Consider the following 20,881-nt stretch of genomic DNA (forward strand, 5'->3'; position numbering starts at 1 on the left):
ATGCTAACTTTTTTTTGATGTCAACAAGAGGCATCAAGGTAGTAATAATGGTAGAAGAAAAAGCTAAAAAAAACTTGAAGCAATGCTCTCATCAGATAGAACATAAAAACCAGCGTTTATATGCTGTGTTGTTTGGCTGTCTTTTGTTTTTAGCACCGCTTATTGCGATGGCAATCAGCCTCTGCATCGGACGATATTCGATACCGGTAAGCGGAGCTGTCCGCGCTATTGCACAGCTCATTGTCCATAAAAGTATTGCGCTGGCAAAAGACAATATCGAAGCTCAAATTATCATCGGTATTAGACTACCCCGCATCCTATTAGGGCTGCTCTGCGGCTGTGCATTGGCAAGCGCCGGAGCAGGATTACAAGCACTGCTTTCCAATCCGCTTGTGTCCCCCGATACGCTTGGAGTTGCCTCAGGCGCAAGTTTCGGTGCGGCGCTTGCACTGTTGATGGATCAGCCGCTGCTTATCGTACAGCTCAGTGCTCTTACCTTCGGTATTATCGCGCTTTACCTCACCTACCAAGCAGGAAAAATAAAGCAGCAGAACTCCATTGTTATGCTGGTGTTAGCAGGCGTTGTGGTGTCTGCGCTATTCCAGGCAATGGTATCGCTCATTAAATACACGGCAGATTCTGAAGAAAAACTCCCGACAATTACCTATTGGCTGCTTGGGAGTCTGAATAATGCCACATGGAAAGGTTTAGCCGTAGGAGCGCCGATTATTGTAACAGGAACGGTAATCTTAATCCTTGCACGGTGGAAATGCAATATCCTTACCTTATCTGATGATGAAGCAAAGTCTATGGGGATCGATCTCCGAAAAATACGCTTACTGATCATTATCGCATCGGCGGCGGTTATTGCTTCCAGTGTTTCTATGTGCGGACAAATCGGCTGGGTAGGGCTCGTGGTGCCTCATGTATGCCGGATGCTCTTCGGAAGTGATAACCGGCGGGTTATTCCTGCAAGCGCCAGCATCGGTGCTGTGTTCATGCTGCTGTTAGATACAGTCGCCCGCAGTGCAACGCAGTCGGAAATTCCCCTTTCCATTCTGACAGCCCTTGTAGGAGCTCCTTTCTTTATCATACTGCTAAAACGGACGGGAGGCGGCTGGAAGTGATATTCGCGGTTCATAATGGGACATTTGCATTTAAAGGCGGCGCACCGGTTTTACGGGATATTTCTTTTTCGATAGAAAGTGGACAGATATTGTCCATCCTTGGCCCCAACGGTGTCGGAAAAACAACGTTGCTCCGCTGCATGATGGGGATGCTGCAATGGAATTCCGGCACTAGTACGGTTGACGGACAAAATATTGTAGAAATTCCTGCACAACAGCTGTGGAGGCGTATTGCCTATGTTCCGCAGGCAAAATATCTCCCCTTTGCTTTTACGGTAGAGGAGATGATTCTATTAGGACGCAGTGTACACATCGGATTGTTCGGCGTACCGAGCGAGAAAGATAGACAATACTGTGAAGAAGCGATGGAAGCAGTAGGCATTTCCCATTTACGCGGCAAGTATTGCAACCGTTTAAGCGGCGGAGAGCTGCAAATGGTGCTGATCGCCCGGGCGCTGTGCAGCAAGCCGGAGATGCTGGTGCTGGATGAACCTGAATCAAACTTGGATTTCCGCAACCAGCTTATCATTTTGGAAACGGTTCACCGGCTTGCAAAAGTTGACGGCTTATGCTGTGTGTTCAATACGCATTACCCCGCCCATGCCCTACGTATTTCCGACAAGTCGCTCATTCTCTCCCGCAGCGGAGAAAGTATATTCGGGCAATCGGAGACGGTTATTAGCGCAGAGATAATGGAAGATGTTTTTCAGGTGCACGTTGATATTCTTCGGGCTTCGTATAAAGGGATACCGTACAGCGCTGTAACGGCGGTATCTTTAGCGAAATAAAACAATTACTTACCAGAAGGAGTGTAAGGTATGAAAAAACTACTAATAACAGTATTGTTTTTTTCTATTGTGTTGGGCGGTGTCTACGGTGCCGGTAAAAAAGATGAACCGGCAAAGACAGCCGGAACCGCGGCGATGAGTGCTGCAGAAGGAACTCATACGGTTGTGGACTTTAAGGGAAATTCGGTAGAGGTTCCCAATAAGATCGAACGGATCGTGGTATTAGACCCGCTGCCTGCACCGACCGTTCTAACCGTGTTTCAACAGGGTAAGACCGACAATATTGTCGGGGTCTCTCCCGATTCCGTCAACGGAGCAAAGTACAGCATATTTTCAAAATATGCCCCGGACTTTCAAAATATTTCCTCTGCGTTTTATACCGGCGGAAAGCTCAACTTGGAAGAATTGATAAAGCTCAAGCCGGATGTTGTCTTTTATATGGATGCATCGGTTGCCGCACCGCTCCAGCAAGCCGGGATTGCTGCTGTAGCCTTAGCACATCCAAGTACCGGATGGGATGCAAGCCCGCTTGTAACCCTCAAGTCGTGGATGGATACGATGGCTCAAACGCTGCAAATGGAAAGCCCTGCTCAACAGATTATTGCCTACGGCGAACAAGTTGAAAAGGAAATTAAAGCTCGAATTGAAAAACATCCGCTCCCCTCTCCGAATAAGATTCTGTTTATCAGTAAGTATTCGGACACAACTATCGCCTCTGCCGGAAAAAAATCATTCGGGCAATACTGGGCGAACTTGCTGGGCGGAATAAACCTTGGAGGGAAGGCAACTCAGGGAGCTATCAATATGGAACAAATATATGAATGGCAGCCTGATCAGGTCTTTATCTTAACCTTTTCCGATAAGACACCGGATAATTTATACAACAACACTGCAGCTCCCGGACATGATTGGAGCGGCATTAACGCAGTCAAAAACCGGCAAGTATTTAAGTTTCCATTTGGAATGCACCGTTGGTGGCCGCCCACAACTGATACTCCGCTTGCTATGTGGTGGTTTGCAAAAACAGCCCGTCCCGACCTTTTCGGCGATATCGATATAAATCAAAAAATAAAAGAATATTATAAACAATTCTATAATATGACGCTTACCGATGCCGATGTAGAATGGATTTTGCATCCCCGTGCAGAGGCAAAACGGCAATATTTTTAATTAGAACAGAGCATAGAACACACCGGTAAATCAAACATTGTATTGACCGGTGTGCTGTTGACAGGTATTTCAAAACACTGATTAGATTTGCTTCACATCCTGAAGCGTTTTTATCTCCGGCGTTATCGAAACTTGTAGAATCGTCCATTCATACTTTCCTGCGCTATGACTTATCTCAACATAGAGAAAAAAGAAGCCCAAACGTTACACTGAAAGAATGTTTTCGGCGATATTGAGTGTTGATATACGGTGCGAAACAAGAATAATCGTTTTTCCGGCACGGGCTTCCTTGAGCGACTTCAAAATAATCCGTTCATTCAAGGCATCCAAATTGCTGGTAGGCTCATCCAGAAGAAGGAGGGGCGCATCGTGTAAAAATGCCCGTGCAAGCGCAATGCGCTGTTTTTCTCCGCCGGAGAGGGTGTCTCCGAGTTCGCCTACCGGTGTGTTATACCCCTTTGGCAGGGCTGCAATAAACTGATGGATGGATGCCTTTTGAGCTGCGGCAATCACTTCTTCTTCCGAAGCATCAAGTTTTCCGATCTTGATGTTGTCCGCAATAGTACCCTTAAAGAGCATACTCTCCTGTGCAACATAGGATTCAAAAGCCCGCAATGCCGCTGTCGGCATAGTGTTAATATCCTCTCCGGAAATACGGATGCAGCCTTTTTGCACTGCTCTAAACCGCATAATCAGCTTGAGGAGGGTTGATTTACCCGATCCGCTTGCCCCATGTATACCGGTTATCGTATTTTTCTGAATAACTGCGCTGTAGTCATGCAGAATCGGTTTGCCGCCATAGCTAAAATCAATATGATCAATTTCAAGCCCTTCAAACGAACGCTGTTTACCGTCGGCAGGGATTTCTTCTACCAGCGGCTCTTCTTCCAGAAGGCTGAGAATGCGGTCTCCGCTTGCAAGGGTCTGGTGCAGGTTGTTGGAAAGCTGCGCAAGGGCAAGGACGGGACCGAATGAGGCGCTCATACCGAGGGTAACGCTCACAACGGCGGCAAAATCAATAGCCCCTGTCCGGAATAACCAGAGAGAAAGAAAAAGCTGCAAGAATGTGAACAAGAGTACTGCCGTATTGGTTTCAGCGCGCTGCCGTGCTTCCTGCATACTTAAACAGCTGCCGGTAGAACTGAGTTCCTCCGACTGCCGCCGCAATTCTGTCTGTATCCGCTCTCCGGCACCGTACTGAATAATCTCTTCCAAGCCGCGCAGGGATTCAAGAACAAAGCTGTTCAGGTTTCCAAACGATGTTCTAAACGCAAGCCCCGAATCCCGTGTCCGTTTCCCGTTTTGCAGCGGGATAATCAGCCCGACGGTTACATATCCTGCCAGTGCAACCGGTACCGCCAGCAGACTATAGCTTCCGATAAAAATGAGCATACAAAGCGATGTCAGCACTGCGATAATAATGGGAGAAATCGTATGCGCATAAAACACTTCCAAAAGTTCGATATCAGTGGTGATGAGCGAGATAAGGTTTCCCTTGTCTTTTCCCTCCAGTTTTGCAGGAGCAAGTCTCCGCAAGGCTGCAAATACCTTGTGCCGGATGAGTGCCAAGAGTTTAAATGCGATATAGTGATTGCAATATTGCTCTCCATAGCGGAGTCCTCCCCGCAGCACGGCAAAGATAATCATGCAGATGACAATGGTTTGTACACTCAGCCCTAACCACGTATTTCCAATAAGGGCGGTACACTCGGCGGCGGCAGCTCCTGCTTCGCTGTTTGCCGGCAGTGCTGTTCCGGTCAGCTGAGTAAAAACGGCAGCAAGCGTCTCAAGAGAAAAACGATCATGGAGTATTGCAATCAGCGCTTCTCCTCCTAAAACCGTGATAAAGATGGCGCAGAGAAAGCCGAGTACCCCGGCAGTAACTGCAATAATCATAAAGGGAATGAGCGGATACACCAGTCCGATCAAAGAAGTCATAATGGTAAAAGCGCTTCTCCGTTTTAATCCGGTCATGTTATATCTCCTTTCCTGCGGCATCGTTAGCGGTATCACTTCCATACTGTTCCAATTCCTGTTGACTCTGATAGAGGGTATAATACTGTCCCCGCAAGGCAAGCAGCTCGTTATGGGTACCCTGTTCGGTGATACGCCCATGTTCCATAAAATAGATGCGGTCTGCTCCAACCCCGTTTGCCAGCCGGTGTGAAATCAGCAGCACGGTCTTTGTTTTTTTCAGTTCATTGATAACGTGCAAGATACGCTCTTCACTTTCAATGTCAATATTAGAAGTTGCTTCATCAAAGATATAGACGGCGCTGTCGGCGAGGAGTGCGCGTGCTAAGGCAAGCCGCTGCCGCTGTCCGCCTGAAAAATTTGAACCGCCCTCCAGGAGTTCGGTGTTCAATCCTTGCTGTTCTGCTAAGAAATCAAAAAGGTTGACCTGTTTCAATGCCGCCGTCATTTCTGCTTCCGAGGCATCCGGTTTGGCAAGCCGCAGGTTTTCCGCAACAGTGCCCTTAAAAAGATAGGAATTGTGCTTAACAACAGTGATATGCCGCATCAATTCCGCTTCAGCGATGCTTGCCAGCTCCATCGAGCCGATGAGAATACTGCCTGTGTATTTTTTATATTTTCCGGTGATGAGCGCTGCGATAGTACTTTTCCCGCATCCGGATTCCCCGGTCAGCGCAATAAAAGCGCCTGCCGGAATGGTGAGATCAATATGCTCCAGCGTAGACCGTTCTGCGGTATAAGAAAATGAAAGGTCTTGGAGTCTAATGCCGGCATGCTCCCCAATCCTTCCTTCAGCCGCTGCCGGTTCCGGCACATCAAGGATGGCGAACAGCTTATCAGAGGCTGCCATACCGTTCATCGCAATATGGAAAAAAGAGCCGAGCAGTCTGAGCGGGATAAAAAACTCCGCCGCTAAAAGAATAATCGTAAAAGCAGCAGCAAGGGAAAGCGTCCCTGCCGCAAACTCATATATTGCACTGATAATACCGGCAGCCGCCCCTCCATACGCGATAATGTCCATCACAGTAATGGAATTAAGCTGCATACTCAGAACCTTCATGGTGATGGTGCGGAATTGCTCCGCTTCTTCAACCATTTCCACCGCTTTTGCATCATCTGCCTGATACACTTTTAAGGTTGTCAGTCCTTGCATATTTTCCAAAAAACTGTCGCCGAGTCCCGTATATAAACTCCAGTATTTACTGAGCAGCCGTTTTGCAATTTTTTGTACAAAAACGATGGACAGCGGTATGAGGGGAATACAGGAGAGCAAAATAACGGCTGTTTTCATGCTGAGCGGAGCAAGGACAGCAAAGAGCGTGAGCGGAGCAAGCAGACTGTAGAAAAGCTGGGGTAAGTATCTGCCGAAGTAGGTTTCAAGCTGCTCAATTCCTTCTGTCGCAAGCTGAACCGCCTCTGCTGTGGCAACGGATTCTCGGTATGCTGAACCTAAACGGAGCAGTTTTGCATAGAGGGTACTGCGTAACACCGTTTTAACGTCCTTTCCGGCAAGAAAGGCATACCGGGTAGTGTACCGTGATGCTATTGCCCGTATGACGAGCGCTGTTGCGAATACTGCCGCCGCGGTACATCCCTTCCGGAGGGTAAGCGTACCGGCTAAGAGGCTTTCCAGTATTTGCCCAATGAAAAATACCGCAGCAATCTGAAATACAAGGGCAATCCACTGCCAGAGTACATTCAGATAAATATAGCGCTTTGCGTGCGCTAAAAGCTGTATCAATCTTTTTTTTATCATATAATCCTTCTTTTTATTCGTGCGGAGGGTTTAATACCCCGACGCTTGCGTCGTAACGAAGGGTATTGAAGCCGACTGCAACCACCTTATAGAACACACAGTGCGAAACATTGAGCACTGTGCCCCGACGCTCGCGTCGGGGTTGTTGATTGATTAAACCAGTTCGGAACCTTCCGTTTCATAACTGGGTACCTTGAAATGCGATGTTCTCAATCGCACTATTTATGCAATGGAAATCTTGCCGGTCTGTTCGAAAACACAGCTATCGAACAGGTCTATTATCTATCGCTTCCTCAGCAGACGGCGGCGTTGGCTCCGTACCGGCAACTGCATATTCGTCAAGTTTCCGGTGCAGCGTTTTCCTGCCGATACCGAGAATATCAGCGGTTTTTGATTTGTTTCCTTTATACGCTGCAAGTGTTTCCAGAATAATATGCTGTTCAGCCTCTGCAAGCGGTGTACCGATTTGAATGCGGATAGCTGCTGTCTGCTCAGCTTCGCGTATGGGTTCCGGTAAATCGTCAAGACGGATTATATTGTCAGAACTCATCACGACAGCGCTTTCCAAGCAGTTCCGCAGCTGGCGGATATTGCCCGGCCAATCGTATGCATAGAGAGCAGCGCGGGCTTTCGGTTCAATCGAGGTGATCACTTTTGCATTTTCTTCTGTAAATTCCTTGAGGAAGGCATCAATCATCAAGGGCAAGTCTTCTTTCCGTTCACGCAGCGGCGGAACATGGAGATGCACTACGTTAAGGCGATAGTATAAGTCACTGCGGAATGCCCCGTCGGCAACCTCTTTTTCCAGATCACGGTTGGTTGCAGTAATAAGCCGTGTGTCCACGGTGATGGATTTTTCTCCGCCAACCCGTTCAAATTGCCTTTCCTGTAACACCCGCAGTATTTTTATCTGCAAATTCTGATTGATTTCCCCTATTTCATCTAAAAAGATGCTGCCTCCGTCGGCAAGTTCAAACCTGCCCCGTTTAAGGCTGGTTGCTCCGGTATACGCACCTTTTTCATGCCCGAACAGTTCGCTTTCGAGGAGACTTTCTGCAAGGGCAGCACAGTGTACTTTTATATAGTTCCGGTCTTTCCGGGGCGAAAGATTATGAATAGCGCTGGCGATCAGCTCTTTTCCGACACCGCTTTCTCCGGTGATGAGCACGGAGGCACGGGTGGGAGCTACTTTTTTGATCATCTCAAAGAGGTGCTCCATTGCCGGGCTTTTTCCAATGATGTGTTCAAAAACCTTATCGGATTGCAGCTGCTCCATCAGTTCCCGATGCTGTAACACCAGTTCCCGATTCTGCAGCGCCCGTTTTACCAGCAAAGACAGGCGGTCAAGATCAAGCGGTTTGGTTAAAAAATCATAAGCGCCCATCCGCATGGCTTCTACCGCTGTTTCCACGGTACCGTGTCCTGTCAGCACAATAACCGGCACTCCCGGTGTCTCCGATGTTACCCTGCGCAAAAGCTCCTGCCCGCCGACACCCGGCATCCGCAAGTCAGTAATCACCAGATCGACAACTTCCGTAAGCGCTTTTTGAAGTCCGACTGTTCCGTCTTCTGCTGTAAGCACCTCGTAACCGTCATCTTCCAGCGCCATCTGGAGACCTTCACGTATATTCTTCTCGTCATCAATAACTAAAATTCTGAATTTCATACTGCACTTACACTGATAATACAGCCGTGCGATTTTGTCAACTCGATTAGACAATACAGCGCACCTACATTTACGGGCTTTCAAAGCGGGTAATAAACGCGGTAAGCCCGTTATATATACCCTGCGCGCACTTTTGCAGGTAGGAAGGTGTATTCAGCCGTTTTGCTTCTTCGGGATTGGTAACAAAGCCCAGCTCGATAAGTACGCTCGGCATTTTTGCATTCCGTACAACAAACCACTCCTTCTCTTTCAAGCCGCGGTTTTTACTCTCCTTGCCAATCTGCGCTTCAAGCCCGTCGGAAATATTCTTTGCAATCAAAATACTCTCGGTAGAAAATTCCTCTTCCAGCATGGAATTTAAAATGTGAACAATTTCTTTTGAGGCTGTATTTTTATCAATTAAGTCCCGGCGGTAATCAGGCGGTAAATACCACACTTCAAACCCGTAGGGCTTTGTATTAAACGGAGAAGCATTTGCGTGAATGGAAATATACAGAATCGCCTCATTTTTTTTGAGCTTCACCTTATTTGCCATCTCCACCCTCTCTTCCAAACTGGGATAGGTGTCATCGGAACGAGTTAAGAGGATTTTCTTATCGGGATAAGTCTCTTGCAGCATATCATACAGCGAACGCGAAACCGTAAGCGCAATATTCTTTTCGTAAACGGGAATTGTTTTACCGTCTTCAATATAGGAACCGATAGTACCGGGATCCTTTCCTCCATGCCCGGGGTCAATAAGAATTGCACCGACACGGAAAAAAGCTCCGGTGCTAAACTGCTTAAAAAAATTCTCCAGCTGTGTAAAGAGCGCAACTGGCAGCTCAGGCTGTGCATTCGCGCCCATCTGCGGAGATTGAGTAATCACAGCATTATGATAGTCAAAAAGAATGAGGGGCTGTCCAACCCGGCACTGCGCAGTATGATCCCCTACGGTAAAGGTTAGCTCCTGTGACAGCGGATTCCACGACATATCGGCATCGAGTTCCTTTGCCGCATCAGTTGCGGAAACTTTTTTCTCCGCTGCACAAACCGGCAGCACAACCAAGAAAAAAAAGAACAAAACGCTGCTGAAAAATCGCAGCTTAGACGTGTTCGCAGTCATACCGATAGAGTAATCCTTGCAAACCGCCGCGGATTAGTGCCTTCCAATAGGCTGAACGCCGCAATGCAGGATCAGACTTTTGTCCCGCAGCCGAACCGGAGCCATCGGTTCCTGCTGCGGCAGAGACACACAGTACGGCAGTAAGCCCCGGTTCCAGTTCCAGTGCTTGCTGCAGCACATCCCGCAGCGTTCTCCCCTGTACATCGCGGGCAGAATCCAAGACTGCGGCTAAAAAATCAGGTAAGACAAACCCGTCTTTTTCCGTATGTGCGGCACTGTTCAGCAAATGCTCAAAAGAGGCACCGTCCTTGCCCGCCTTACATAATCCCCAATCCTCACAGTGCAGAATATTCGGCGGAAAGGTATGCTGCTCAGCAGGAGAATGCAACTCTGCCAAAAAAGCATCGGTTTCCGCAACGTGAGCTTGCAGCCTCAGCACGATCTTACGGCACGCCGATTCGCTTGCCTGCACTGCCTCAGCACGGCCCGGCGCTGCGCTCAACACATTGCCGCATTTTTCTACATTGTTCCGGGGAAATGTTACCGTATCTCCGGCACCTGCTCGCGGGAACACATCCTTCACAAAGGGCACCGCCCGTGCCGCATCCAAGCCGTACACAGCCGAGACCCGACCGGGAATGGAAATCCACGCCCGCTCAGCGGACACAAAAGGACAGTTCTGCTTGAGCGGCACCGCGAAAAAATCCTTCCCGCAGGTATGCAGCCGGGGTGAACCGCCGAGCGCAAGGGTCAGCGCTGCCGCCGTAATATCCAAGCCGGAGCTATACGGCACCGTCCAGCCGGACATATAACCGCCGGAAAGGCGGGCAGCAATTTCCCCGACAAACGCCTTACCATCCCGCACCAAAATATCCCCTTTGACGGCACCGTCGGTTAAACCGAGGGAATGAACCCCGCGTTCAAACACTGTAATAACCTCATCGGCAAGCGCTTGCGGACAGTCCGACGGGATGGTATGTCCCATTTCGATAAAATACGGCGGGAAAAAGATATGCCGGTCGGCAAGCGCTGTTACATACAGCTGCCCGCCGAAGATCAGCCCTTCTATCGAAAACTCACTTCCTTCTATATATTCTTCTACAATGACCCGCCCGCTCCGTGAATACCGGAGGGCATCCGCTACCGCCGCCTGTAAACCGGCAGCATCGCGGGCAAGGGAACAGCCGCGGGCGCCCATGTTATCAACAGGCTTTACCACCAGCGGGAAACGCCCGTACAGCGCTCCAAGCCTTTGTTCAAGCACGGCAGCAAGGTGTGCGGCATTAGTAGCATTCCTCGCATCCTTACCGCTTACAGCACTACTCTCAGCAGCGAGGCGTGCAGTATCCCTAGCATTCCTCGCATCTGCAGATGTGCCCGTACCGCACTGCGGGATAGCCGCTGCCGCAGGAGAACCGGCAGCAGAAGCGGTACAACCGGGAGATTCTGATAAACTCCCCAAACCGGAGAGACCGGCGGCAGACAATTCAACAAAGGCTGGAGACGGAACACCGGCTTTGCGGAAGCATTCCCGCATCCGTACCTTGTCCGTTGCATTGAGCGCAGCCTCCGGCAGATGCCCGCGCAAGCCGCAGGCTGCCGCGATAGCGGCAACTGCGGCTGAGAAATCCGTCGCGGCGGTAAACACCGCATCGAGTCCGCCGTGCTGCTGAAGATACCGTGCATAGTCTATGAGGCGGGCAGTATCTTTGAGATCGATATGAACAAACTCATCCGCTTCAGCAGCACATGCCGCGGACGGATTTCCATCGGCTGCAACTACGGTGCAGCCGAGTGCGCGGGCAGCCCGTATCGCAACACCCTGCATAAAGCCCGCACCGAGCATCAATACCCGTTTTTTAGTCATCAATCGCTCCCTGTTTTACCGCATAAATTTCCATACTATCTCCCAGCTTAAAGAGCTTACTTATCAGCATAAGGATGTTCCACCGGATGCCCCCTCTTTTCAGTTTTGCCGCATGGGGGAAGCGTTCGGGGTGATGCCCAATAGAAACAATCTTTTTTACCGTAAATCCGTATTGCGCCAACTGCTTTTTTGCCTGCCGCCTATCCCAAATCGTGTAATGATCGGTCGGACTCTGCGCAAAAAAGAGGCGGCGGTTCCAACGCCCCGTAACCCCTGAAAGAGCCGGTGTAGAAAAGGCAAATATCCCGCCCCCGATTAAAAGCTCGGAAACCTTCTGCAGCACTGAACTTAAATCAGGAAAATGTTCTATGACAAACCACATGGTAACCGCAGAAAAACCTCCCGCTTCAAGCGGAATGCTCAATAATTGATTCCGCTGATCGGTAAATGTCCGATCAACCGTAAAGGGAAAACTCGCCGGAAGCACTGGGAAGGGCGCTTGACAAGCCGGTATTTGCAGCGTTTTACAGACATACGCCACCGCCTCCGCCGCAATATCGGTACCGACAGGACTCCAGCCTGACTCCTTTGCTGCTGCTAGGAACGGACCATAAGCACAGCCGATATCCAAAATCCGTTTAGTACCGTGATGGAGTCCATCAAAAAGAGAAGTTTCCTTGCCGGAATGGAACACCTTTGCATACACAGCATTGATCAGTGCCATCCGCCGTAAGCCCTGCCGTTTAATCGATTCAAAGTCTTCAAGATAGGTTTTACCGTACTGCGCCTGATATTCTTCAAAGAAATACTGCTCGCTATAATCTTTTTTTTCAGCAACGATAAACGAAGGATAGTGCATACCGCACTGTGCGCACACAGAGACAGTCTTGTTTTCAGCTCTGCCTTGCGGCGGTAAGGGTGACTGTGCATCACACAATGGACACCGCTGAGCAGTTGCTGCAGACAGTTTTAACACAAATGCAGCAAGGCTCTTTTCTTCCGATTCCGGCGTAACAAGTGAAGGAATCGCAATACCTGCGTTGAATACCGTTTTAAAATCTTCAGATGAAGGAATACCTGCCGGCAGGGCTGAAAAACCTGCCGCAGTCCCCAAGGCATGATGATACGCGGTTGGGGCAATCAAAATAACCGCACAGCCTGCTGCCAGGGCTTCAAACGCGGTAAAGCCGTAATGTGTAACAACAATATCCCATTCACAGAGCCGCTCCCGCAGATTTTCCAAATACGGGTATACATAAACATTCAACTGCTTTTGCACATAGTTTTTTTCATTCGGATCAACAACGGAAACCTCTGTCCCCAGTGCAGCCAACGCCGATGCTGCCGGCAATGCCATTTGCGCAGCATCCTCGCCCCCGCATACCACCAAGGCGCGTACCGTTTCGGGATTAAACACATATCTGCGGTTTTTTATATATTTTGATAAAGCGCCGTGCTGTTTCCGCTTTTTGGGCAATGCGATAAACCGTACCTCGGTACAGTTTGCGTTAAATGCATCGGCATAATCCCGCAGGTCAATACCGGCTTGTGCAGCCGTCTCCGATGAAGCAGGATCCGCTAAGCCGGTATCTACCCGCGTTTTCTGCACCAGTGTTTGCGTATCGTGTACGCGGTTATGTGTTTGATCTTGAGCAGCCTCTTGCCTAAAAAGGGAGGCATCGGGTAAAGCCGGTAACACATCCACAAGATAGTCGGCAAATGCCCTTCCATCTCCTCCTTCATCCAGAGCGATAACCGGTGCGATTTTTCTCAGACGCTGCACCTCTTCCGGCTCAGTTCTAAAATTATCCAGAATAAACAGGCAGGGGCGATTCGGTATTTCAGTACAGACATCGGTAATCCCCATCGTTTTAATCACTTCCTCTACAAATGGAGGATGAGATGCTCCGCGGAGATACAGCACACAGCGGATTTGCGGCGAAAGTTCCCTCATCAGCGTACAGGCACGGCGCAGATGTCCCGTGCCTAATCCTTCCTGTACCGAAGGAACAAACACAATCACCTTATCAGCATAGCGGCACGCCTTTAAAATAGCAGATGAGGATGGCGGCATCGGTACTTTTGCCTGATACAAATACTCCATCATCAGTTCAGCACGGTCAAAGTCCGCTTGCGTATCGACGGTTGTCCGTAGATGAGGTGCATACCAGTGCAGCGGCGCAGTTTCCATTACGCAAATAAAGGTGTCGGTATGCCGGTAGAGCGCAGGACCGACATGCTCACGGTCATACGGCTCTTTGGTCAGCTGCTCGGCAGTCAATAGACTCTTTGCCTTGATAATTTCGATACCGCTGCCGTGCGGAAGCCCCGTATAGGTAAAGTAGTCGGGTTCTTTCAGCTCGATAAACCGCTTTAGCGAAGCTTCTGCTGCTTCGGTAAAGAGAAAAGGATTATCTGCCGTGGCACGGATAACCGTCTTAATGGGACGAAGTGAAGATTCAAACTGCCGAATAACCGTACAGAACCGGTCAAGTACATCGGTTTCCGAACCGCTGATCAGTGTATAACGGAATTGTTCAGCAATAGGCGCAAATGCTGCTTGGGAAGCATGATCACAGGCAAGAATATAACGTTCCGCCGGAATTTGACGCATAGCATCAAGGGTATATGCAAGAAGCGGCTTACCGCACAAATTACGAAGTGCTTTCCGCGGCAGCCGGGAAGAATTAAGACGTGCCTGAACAATAACGGCAACGCCGGAATAACCGCTCATATAAAAGGCTCCCAGTGTTCAATCAGTGCACGGGCAGAAGTTTTAAAGTGATTTTTTTTCAGATCAATCCATCGCCGTGCTTGAGAAAAATGCTGCCATGCGTGCAGCGGATTTAAACCGGAGTTACGCAGATAGGCAAGAAACAAGGTCAAGGGAATAGAAGCTTCCCCGTCTATCAATTCCGGAGCGAGGTTTTTCAGATAGAATTGCCGGTACGACGCATCAGCAGAGATATTTTCCGGAGTCGGCTCTCCTTCATAATGCAACCGGAAGGATGTAAAAATACGGATGGACTCCCCCCAGAGATAGGCGCGGAAGCCGAGATCAAGATTCTGCCAATAGGGATTCTCAATCGTGTAGTCAAATCCGCCCAGCCGCATACATTTTGTCCTGCTATAAATCCCCATAAAATCATAGGGATAAATCGTAGCTGTTTTATTTTTGATACAGGGCAACTGCTCGGTAGAGAACCGGTTTCCATTGAGACTCGGTACAATCTGATTAGGTACAGCCTCACCCCGCGCGTTGGCAAGCACCGGAGCAGCACAGAATAAATGTTCCTGCTTTACCTTCTCCAGTACCCGTTCGGTAAAACTGCCCGGCGGAATATGGGTGTCGTTCCACATAACCATAATGTAAGGGGCAGCTGTTTCAGCAAAGCCAAGGTTAATCATTTCACCAACAGTCAGCTGCTCCTGCGGGAACACAAACCTGATTTGCGGGTACTTTCCAACAAGGCTCTCCACATCATTGGTGTCGCTATTCGGCTGTATCGAAATAACCGATTGAAACCCTTCAGCCAAAAGCTGTTCAAAAAAGAGGGGTCGATAATATTTTCTGCCGCGGTTGAGCACAATAACGCAGAAGTCTTCCGGCTGTTCTTGTCCGCGGTACTGCATACCGCCGACTATCGTATGAGAAACTTTCCGTTCGTTAAAAGTTGTAGGTATAATATTCATCACAATTCCGACATACCCCCTTATAACCGGATTTGAGCTGCTCCTGGTAAAAACGCTGCCCGCGTTCCCAAATCGTTTCCAGCGGAACAGTAAAAGCATTTCCCAACATCACGGAACAGGCACAATCATTCTTACACAATGGCACAACGCCGTCATTACAGATCGTCATGTCCCGTTTCAGGTGCCAGCAAGGGTGCCGTTCCAATGGAGAAATATCAGCAGGGCGCCGATCGGGCAGCATTCCGCAGATATGATCATATTTTTGGATAAGCGGCTGAGCGCTCCGTTTTTCCCAGAGCCGATAGAAAGGTTCAAGCTCCGCCTCATTTTCGTTCATCCGAGTCATTTGCGCCCATACTGCTTTTGGGAAGAGCTTTCCAAGGTGATCTGCAAACGTCGCTGCCTGCTTTAAGCGGCGTTCAGCCTCTTCATCAGAAAGTTGATGCACAGCGCCATAGATTTTTGAACTCACTGCATCAATATCGACAATCCAATATATCGGTAGATACGGTCCCTTCCTCGGCAGTGCATCCCGGCACATCTGCGCAAGATCATCAAAATAGGTAAGATCATACGCAGTGTTATTGGTAATACCGCCTGTTTCTATCAATACCGAAAGGTTCCTATGATTCAGGATGAGTCCTAGAATACTTGCAAAATTCGGATGAAGAAGCGGCTCCCCATATAGCGACAACGAAACAACTGCCGTCTCGGAAAAGGCTGCTATCTGATCAATAATCAACGCAAGCCGGTCAATATCCATACAGCAGGACGGATCAAAGGTATCGGGAAAAAGCGGCGGACGGTAAATCGAACGCAATGGATGATATGCGGTTATCTCAATACCGTAATAGGCAGGCAGCGGACGCAGATACTCCTGCCGTTCTGCAATATATTCTGCATAGTTTTCTGCTGTAATACCATCAAAATGGCTGCATAGCAGCCATTCAGCCTTGGTACCGGTATAAAAAGCAAGACGGAGATAGCGCACATCTGCGGGAGCGATTAACGTTTCCACATCATAGGAGTTAATATCTTTTTTAATGGTATCGAATAAGAATGAACGAGTCAGCGGTATTTCAGCAGCATGCGGCAGCGCGGCTAAAATAGGAATAAGTCCTGCTGCTATGATTTGCGGGACAAGCCCTTCAGGATATCCGTCGGCAAAGCTATATTCAGCGCGGTACTGACAATGCTGGGCATAGAGCTGCTTTGCAGCTGCCGCATCTGCAAAGAGAGCATCAGCCCATACAATAAAGCAGTGATCTGCCTCCGCAGCAAAAGGAATGAGCGCTTTAAAAAAGGCAGCAGCGGTTGATTCCGCCGCCGGCACCACTCGAACCGGAGGCAAATCAGCCGGTTTATGTTCAGCACAGTATTTTTCTATGGAAGCACATCTGTCTTCTGGGGCAATAATGAGCGTACCCGCATAATCGGGAAAATGAGCAGTACGTTCCAACGCAGAAGCAAAGGCGGACAAGCCGTTTTGGCTGAAAGGCTGGAATGCGTAATCCGAAATGCCGTGAGCCGACAGAACAACAAGAGATTTCATACCTTCAAGTATCGGCAGAATCCTCTATTCCGTAAACAGCTTGCGGAGAATCAGCGTAGTTGTCTTATAGCCCTTGCATTTTTTAATCTCACTGCGAAGTTTTTAATGAAACCGCTACAGGCAAGATTCTATTTTATTTAACAGCAAAGACTCCAAAGTATGATTTGTTACAGAATACTTTGGAGCTATTACCGGTTATTGCATGAGCGCGCATCACTCCTCTTTTCCGAATGGCTTACTTATGTAAATCAGTACTGGTGTCATCAAGTAGTCGGCAGCGAGCGCAGACAAAAGACCGACCGCAGCCAATACGCCGAGACGCAAAATCGCATCTATCTTACATACCAAATACACTAAAAATGTAGCCGATAAAATAATCGTTGTCATTGCAAGTGTTTTTCCGATGGAGTAGAATGTCCCGAAAATAGCGCGGTTATATGATTTGTCTTTTTCAAAAAGATACTTTGTGTGGTTGGTAAAGTGAATAGTGTCATCAACGGCGATACCGAGGATCATCGGCATAATCGCCATCGTCATAAGGTCGAGCGAAATACCGAGATAGCCCATAATTGCACCGATGACGAGAACAGGGAAAATATTCGGAATAAGCCCGATCAATCCCATTTTCACACTGCCGAATACCAACATCATCAAAATTGCAATCGCAACAAGCGATGTCAAAAAAGAATAGAGTTCACCGAATACAATTTTGTTGTTTAATTCTGCAAATTGTACGGCAGCTCCGATTAAATGACAGTTAGCCTGCGGAAATAATTGTGCGCATGTTTGCTCGATAGTTTTCATATTCGCTGCAAGTTCGTTTGCATCATACGAAGCAACATCAACTGCCATACGAAGTGTACGGAATTCTTCGTCAACCCAGCGTGAAGTTTGTCCGCCTGAAATTTCGTACAAGAACAACAACTGCGCGAGCAAATCTTCATCATCGGGAATGGTGTAAAATGCGGGATCATCGGAGTGCATCGTTTGATTCATTTCTTTTACGATATCCAAAATCGAAAATATCTTTGGTACCCCGTTATTTAATTTTGTCAGTTTAAAAGTGGCTATAAGCGTGCTCAATTCATCGAGTTTTTTGAGTACATCAGGATTCTTAACCGCATCATCTTCATCAAAGGTGAGCATGATATTGTAGTTAAAATAGGATCCGAGCTGCGACTGCGTAATTTCATAGAGGCGTTTAATATATGGAATGCGCAAGCCCATAAATTTAAAGCTGTCCATGTTGACATCGATTCTGAACAACGCCGGAATACACGCTGCAGTGATGATCGTAAATGCTGCGATAACGGCTTTACGTTTTTTGATAACAGAGCGTCCAAACCGTTCAAACCACGCATCCAATTTCTGCGCACGCTCAGCGCCTTTACTGTGAGCTGTTGCTGCACGTAGAGACTGACCGGAACTATCCGTATCGGCTACACCGATTGAACCGGCTTTATCATCTGCGCTGTTTGGCGTAACTACAATATCCTTGCCGAAGCTCATCAGAATGGGAATGAGAACGCTGACATAGACATACACGGCAAATACCATCGCGGCGCTTGCTGCTCCCATCCAGCGCATGGGCTTGAGGTCAGTGGTTAAAAACGAAAGGACTGAAACAACAGTAGTAACAACGGTAAAAAAAAGCGGCCAGCCGGTGTTCTCAATGGAAGCGATAACAGCATCTTTCCGTTTGCCGAGTTCATAAAAACTCGTTTTAAATGAATTAACGAGGTGAATGGAATAACCGACCGAAAGTGCCATTGCAAGTACAATCGGCACCGACATCATCTCCGACTTTCCCGAAATGTGTAAAAAGCCCATAATGCCGAGTACTGTGGTAATGCCGAAGAAAGTCGCAAAGAGCGGCACGATTGTTCCTCGGAGCGACCGGGTAAATACAATGAGCAAAATGATCATACAGAGAAAACTCAAGCCTACGCTTTTTGAGGTCTCCTGTCCCATCACAACTTTTTCTTCCGTTTCGGTATAGGGAAGCCCCGCAGGTTTTATAGTATAGGCGGGACTTTGATATTTGGGATCGGTAACAACACTGATTGCCGCTTCTCCGATAACGTACATCGGCGCCTTTGTCGAGGTTTTGCTCCACACTTCTTCAGGCGGCGTTGCTTTGAGCGACAGTACCAACCACGTTTCCGTTGTATCCTTCGTTACAAGTTTATTGACAATCGATTTACGCGAAAGAATAAAATCCTTCGCTTTTTGTAGATCAGCAGGATCGGATGGGATGCCGTCTCTAAACGGATTGGTAACTTCTATGCCCTCATCCGTACCGACGGTAATGTCCGTATCAGTAATCGAAGTGATGGAATCCGCATACGGCACCTTTTCCAAAAGTTCGGCGCCGATGTCTTTAATTGCTTGCAGCGTTTCCGGCTTAAACACATCATCGGATTCAAAGAGCAGCACAATCGAATCATTGCTGCCGAAAAGTTCCTTAAACCGCGCATCGTTCTTTTTGGCGGATTCCCGTATGCTGATAAACTCGTCTTCATCCGCCGAGCCTACCTTAAAGCTTTTTACGCCTATAAGCCCCGCAACCGTTACAGCTGCAAGCAAAGCTAAACAAAGCCAGCGGTATTTTAATTGAAACACCGCTATCTTCTTAAAAAATATATGCATTCCTTCAAGTTTCATACCTTCTCCTTCCGGTTTAGCAAACTCGCAGTGTTTTTCAGCCGCGATATTTTAGCGGCTGAAAATAAACGTCCCTTAAAATGCAACAGTTGAGAGAATATCAATTCTCGAAGACTGTTACATTCGTGCGCGATAGCGCACATATAATCTACGATGTTTGCCGCAAGGCAAACTCGCAGTGTTTTTCAGCCGCGCCATTTTAGCGGCTGAAAATAAACGTCCCTTTCAGCCATATAGCGCTTATTTTGTGTAAGGCTGCAAAGTCTCCCTTACCGTCATAGCCTTTGGTGTATACATCCCCGCCGAGTGCAAAATTGATATTATCGGTGAGGGCATAGCTAACCGAATAGGTGCTGGATGTGCTGCCGTAGTTTATATCGATAACGCCGCTTGCCGAAAGTTTCAGCGTATCGCGCAAAAATGTTTTACTTACATTGAGGCTGACAAAGCCCTTGTGCATCGGACGCTCTATATCGTCTTTATGATTGAGAATAAGGTCTTCAAAATACTGAGCGCTCAGCGTCCACGAGCTTTTAATCCAGTCAATACCGGCAAGCATCAGCAGCTGGTGTTTCTTAAGTGGAGCATTAAACTCAAGCGTAACATCATCTGGGGTTTGTTTTTTCAAATCATTGACAGACTTTTCTGTAAGCAAATTCTTCGGTTCAAAATACCGTCCGCCGACCCATGCGGTTTCCAGCCTGATTGTTACATCGCCTGCAGGAATCGCAGCATCGATACCAGCCATTCCGATACGGTAATACTCTTCATTTAAATTGGTATAAAGTTCTTTCGGAATGTATGGGTTAAGAGGACTCAGCGGGTTAGCAGGATTAAATAAGCCCTTTTTTGCATATCCGCTTTTTACATAGCGCGGATTTTTATCCCAGCCGTAAAAGCCGGAAACGGAAAAATCGATGCCGGGTAGAAAGAAGGAAAAACGGGCGGCTGCTTCCGTGTCGGTAAACATCTTTGGTTTTGCGCTTTGGGTTTTTGTATACCGAATTGGAACCGAACCGAAGGGCATCTTGTAGGCATCCGGCGTGTCGATATAGTAGAGGTCATTTTTTGCGCCGTCTTCAAAGCCGAAGCGCGGCAGCTTATTCGGGGTAAAAAACGGTACGGCAATCGCTTCAAACGTAAACAGATCGTGAAAAAAACGCAGACGGACACTATCCGACGGGAGCCGCGCATCATCTCCGCTTAAACCGATAAACTCCGAGCTGTCCCGTGCGCTTAACACATCGGTGAGTCTAAATCCGTCAGCCTGTCCCCACACAATAACCTGCCGCCCGACACTGATATCCCATATCTCACTCGAATAGCGGTAATACGCTTCGTTCAGCCGGAAACCTGTGCGTGCGGGGTTACGGTAATTGTATTCGGCAGCGGCGGAAATAACCGCATAAGAAGAATCGGCAGAGACCTCACCTTTTACCTGTGCAATCGAACGGGATGCTCCGTATTCAAGCTTCTTTTCAGTACCGTTCCAACGCACTCCGTGCAGCGTTTCAATTTT

Annotated in this window: 13 protein-coding genes; 3 read left to right on the top strand and 10 right to left on the bottom strand. The window is 48.2% G+C overall.

What is annotated here, in order from left to right:
• Positions 1-17: 17 nt before the first annotated feature.
• Genes ACTTJ8_RS05230 through ACTTJ8_RS05240 form a run of 3 tightly spaced genes read left to right on the top strand, consistent with a single transcriptional unit; the run spans position 18 to position 3,085 of the window.
• Positions 18-1,127 (top strand): FecCD family ABC transporter permease, encoded by a 1,110-nt coding sequence (locus ACTTJ8_RS05230; protein ID WP_442720541.1) that lies wholly within the window; start codon positions 18-20, stop codon positions 1,125-1,127.
• Entirely contained in the window at positions 1,124-1,915 is a 792-nt protein-coding gene (locus tag ACTTJ8_RS05235; RefSeq protein WP_442720532.1) for an ABC transporter ATP-binding protein, read from the top strand. The genes ACTTJ8_RS05230 and ACTTJ8_RS05235 overlap by 4 nt, the downstream gene beginning before the upstream one ends.
• A 30-nt stretch (positions 1,916-1,945) precedes the next feature.
• The gene (locus tag ACTTJ8_RS05240; protein WP_442720533.1) at positions 1,946-3,085 is read left to right on the top strand and encodes an ABC transporter substrate-binding protein; all 1,140 of its coding nucleotides are present in this window, start codon (positions 1,946-1,948) and stop codon (positions 3,083-3,085) included.
• Between the two features lie 204 nt (positions 3,086-3,289).
• Here the strand turns inward: ACTTJ8_RS05240 and ACTTJ8_RS05245 are convergent, their stop codons facing one another.
• The 10 genes from ACTTJ8_RS05245 to ACTTJ8_RS05290 form a co-directional block, all read right to left on the bottom strand.
• Positions 3,290-5,059, bottom strand: a complete 1,770-nt coding sequence (locus ACTTJ8_RS05245) for an amino acid ABC transporter ATP-binding/permease protein (RefSeq protein WP_442720534.1) — start codon at positions 5,057-5,059, stop codon at positions 3,290-3,292.
• Between the two features lies 1 nt (position 5,060).
• Entirely contained in the window at positions 5,061-6,815 is a 1,755-nt protein-coding gene (locus ACTTJ8_RS05250; RefSeq protein ID WP_442715795.1) for an ABC transporter ATP-binding protein/permease, read from the bottom strand.
• 262 nt (positions 6,816-7,077) lie between these two features.
• Positions 7,078-8,481, bottom strand: coding sequence for a sigma-54-dependent transcriptional regulator (locus tag ACTTJ8_RS05255; protein WP_442720535.1), 1,404 nt, complete (start codon positions 8,479-8,481; stop codon positions 7,078-7,080).
• A 70-nt stretch (positions 8,482-8,551) separates the two neighbouring features.
• Entirely contained in the window at positions 8,552-9,586 is a 1,035-nt protein-coding gene (locus ACTTJ8_RS05260; RefSeq protein ID WP_442720536.1) for an N-acetylmuramoyl-L-alanine amidase family protein, read from the bottom strand.
• The gene (locus tag ACTTJ8_RS05265; RefSeq protein ID WP_442720537.1) at positions 9,567-11,453 is read right to left on the bottom strand and encodes an ATP-grasp domain-containing protein; all 1,887 of its coding nucleotides are present in this window, start codon (positions 11,451-11,453) and stop codon (positions 9,567-9,569) included. Before ACTTJ8_RS05265 ends, ACTTJ8_RS05260 begins: the two co-directional genes overlap by 20 nt.
• Positions 11,446-14,187: a cytidylyltransferase domain-containing protein gene (locus tag ACTTJ8_RS05270; RefSeq protein ID WP_442720538.1), complete on the bottom strand. Its 2,742-nt coding sequence runs from the start codon at positions 14,185-14,187 to the stop codon at positions 11,446-11,448. Before ACTTJ8_RS05270 ends, ACTTJ8_RS05265 begins: the two co-directional genes overlap by 8 nt.
• Positions 14,184-15,146, bottom strand: a complete 963-nt coding sequence (locus ACTTJ8_RS05275; RefSeq protein ID WP_442715816.1) for a glycosyltransferase family protein — start codon at positions 15,144-15,146, stop codon at positions 14,184-14,186. The genes ACTTJ8_RS05270 and ACTTJ8_RS05275 overlap by 4 nt, the downstream gene beginning before the upstream one ends.
• Entirely contained in the window at positions 15,121-16,698 is a 1,578-nt protein-coding gene (locus ACTTJ8_RS05280) for a spiro-SPASM protein (RefSeq protein ID WP_442718454.1), read from the bottom strand. Before ACTTJ8_RS05280 ends, ACTTJ8_RS05275 begins: the two co-directional genes overlap by 26 nt.
• A 213-nt stretch (positions 16,699-16,911) precedes the next feature.
• Positions 16,912-19,362, bottom strand: a complete 2,451-nt coding sequence (locus ACTTJ8_RS05285; protein ID WP_442720539.1) for an efflux RND transporter permease subunit — start codon at positions 19,360-19,362, stop codon at positions 16,912-16,914.
• A 199-nt stretch (positions 19,363-19,561) separates the two neighbouring features.
• The coding region (locus ACTTJ8_RS05290; RefSeq protein ID WP_442720540.1) for a hypothetical protein at positions 19,562-20,881 on the bottom strand (1,320 nt) is incomplete at its 5' end.

This window comes from Treponema sp. (genome assembly GCF_052169735.1).
GTDB lineage: Bacteria > Spirochaetota > Spirochaetia > Treponematales > Treponemataceae > Treponema.